The sequence below is a fragment of the Kitasatospora sp. NPDC017646 genome, from assembly GCF_044329365.1.
GTDB lineage: Bacteria > Actinomycetota > Actinomycetes > Streptomycetales > Streptomycetaceae > Kitasatospora.
The window spans coordinates 1-2,026 of record NZ_JBIRJC010000129.1 but is presented as its reverse complement, the minus strand read 5'-3'; the positions used below and the strand labels follow the sequence as shown (position 1 = coordinate 2,026).

At 67.7% G+C, this 2,026-nt stretch carries 1 protein-coding gene and 1 pseudogene; both read left to right on the top strand.

Annotated elements, in window-relative coordinates; translation table 11 throughout:
• The first annotated feature begins 1,493 nt into the window (after nt 1-1,493).
• Entirely contained in the window at nt 1,494-1,694 is a 201-nt protein-coding gene (locus ACH4J0_RS43115; protein WP_396246648.1) for a hypothetical protein, read from the top strand.
• A gap of 18 nt (nt 1,695-1,712) precedes the next feature.
• Nucleotides 1,713-2,026 (top strand): annotated as a pseudogene (locus ACH4J0_RS43110) (hypothetical protein); the annotation flags it as partial.

The window sequence follows — 2,026 nt, the reverse complement described above, 5'->3', positions numbered from 1 at the left end:
ACGAACGACAACGACTGACACACACCATCCAGCGAGACCACGACTGGCCCACAACTCAACCGTCGATACCGGCCCGAATTCAGCCGCCGCCGACACGCCAGCATGATGACTCGCGCGAGCCATCCCCGGGCGCCGCCAGCGCAGCCGCGAGCAGCAGGCGGCGAAAGGCCGGCAGGCGTTCCAGATTTCTGGAACGGACCGCCCCACGCGGCCAGGCCGGACGGCGGCGAGCAGCACGCCGACCAGCCGCCCCGGACAGGACCGCCGACACGCGGCCTGACAAGATCACCACCCGGTGCGCGTCACACCCCATTGCCCGTGACGCGCACCACCCCACACACGGAAACCGTGGGGCCGAAAACCCCGGCGGAAACCCCGGGAAAACGCCCCAGCGAAATCCCGGAAAGCAACCCAGGAAACCGCCCAAACAACCCGTCAAAACCCCACCCTCGACACACCGCCCCAGCCGCATGGCATGCGCACGGCAAACACGCACAGCAACCAAAACCAGCCCCACCCCACACGAGCAAAACAGGCGGAACCCGACACCGGGAACCGGCCCACATTGGTCCAACCAATCCAGGCAAAACCCCTAAAATATACCAAAAACACCAAGGTGGTCCACCACAGGTCACACCCCAGAGGCAGCCCGGAGGGGCCCGCATCGGACTTCACACGCCCGCCAGCGTCCACTTCGGCACCGCCGAACAGATCCGCGACCAGCGGGCCGTCACCCTCGCCGAGGCCTACGCACGGCACCCCGAACGCTTCGGCCGCCGCCCCAGACCACCCGAGATCCCGAAGACGGCGTGGATCAACGACCCGGCCAAGCGCAGGGAACCCGCACCACAAACCTCATAACGTCACGACCGTCTCACTGGACTTGAAATCTTCGTGCGCCGTGGAAAGCGCTGTTCGACCGAGCGGAGGTGAAAGACCTGCGCCGCGAGCCCCGTCGCAGCGGGGCGAGCGTAGCTGACGGGGCAGCCTGATCCGAGAGGTGTCGGTGAGGGCGAGAGCAGCCGTGACAAAGCCGGGACGGCCCAGCACTGCCAGATGGGTCGGGTCCGGCGAGCGAGACGCAGAGGTGTACGCGAGGAACCGGCGTTTACGTCCCGTAATGAGTCACCGGCTCGAACCTGGCGGATCTGGGCCGGGTGGCGGCGCGCACCCACTCCCGCAGTAAAGGGTGGGGAACTCCCGGGCAGGTCTGGAGTTGCAGGCCCGGGAGGCCACGGTGAAAGCCTGCGGCGTAACCGTGGCGATGTCGCCGGGACAGAGTCGGGCACCTCCTGCGACGAACGGTCAGCAGTGAACACGGGAACCCTCCCGAACCTACCCCAAGTCTGCGCCGCCAGCGCGGAGTTCGGGGCCGGACCCACCGTCGGTCGACCGGTGCGGGAGGGGGCGGAGCCGCCGTACTACTCGGAGTCGGGGAAAGCCCGACACAAGGGGAAGGGCGGCAGCAGTTCCAAGAATGGAAGGAGACTGCAATGCCAGAAGACGCACCGCCGAACGGCGGTGCCCCGGAAGGAGATTCCCCAGCGGGTCCGTTCGGCCGGATACTGGAGATGCAGACCAAGCTTCACCGTTGGGCGGTGGCCGACCGCGGCCGCCGGTTCGACGACCTGTTCAATTTCGTTCACGACCCGGCGACGCTCATCGTGGCGTTCGACCGGGTCACGGGCAACTAGGGGGCCCGAACCGCCGGCGTGGACGGTCTGACCGTCGCCGACGTCGAGCGGGACATCGGCGCCCCCGGGTTCCTGGACGGTTTGCGCGCGGACGTGAAGTCCGGCGCGTTCCGGCCCCTGCCGGTGAGGGAGCGCAAGATCCCCAAGCCGGGCGGGACCGGAAAGGTGAGAGGCCTCGGGATTCCTTCCGTGGCCGACCGCACCGTTCAGGCCGCGCTGAAGCTGGTGCTGGAACCCATCTTCGAGGCGGATTGTGCGCCACGAGGCGCTGCTTTACCGGACGCGGTGAGAGACCGCGTCGGGCTCTTGTCGCAGCAAGGGCCTGGAAGCTG

Coding starts and splice junctions, on each gene's coding strand:
- ACH4J0_RS43115 (WP_396246648.1), top strand. CDS start 1,494: ATGCCAGAAGACGCACCGCCGAACGGCGGTGCCCCGGAAGGAGATTCC.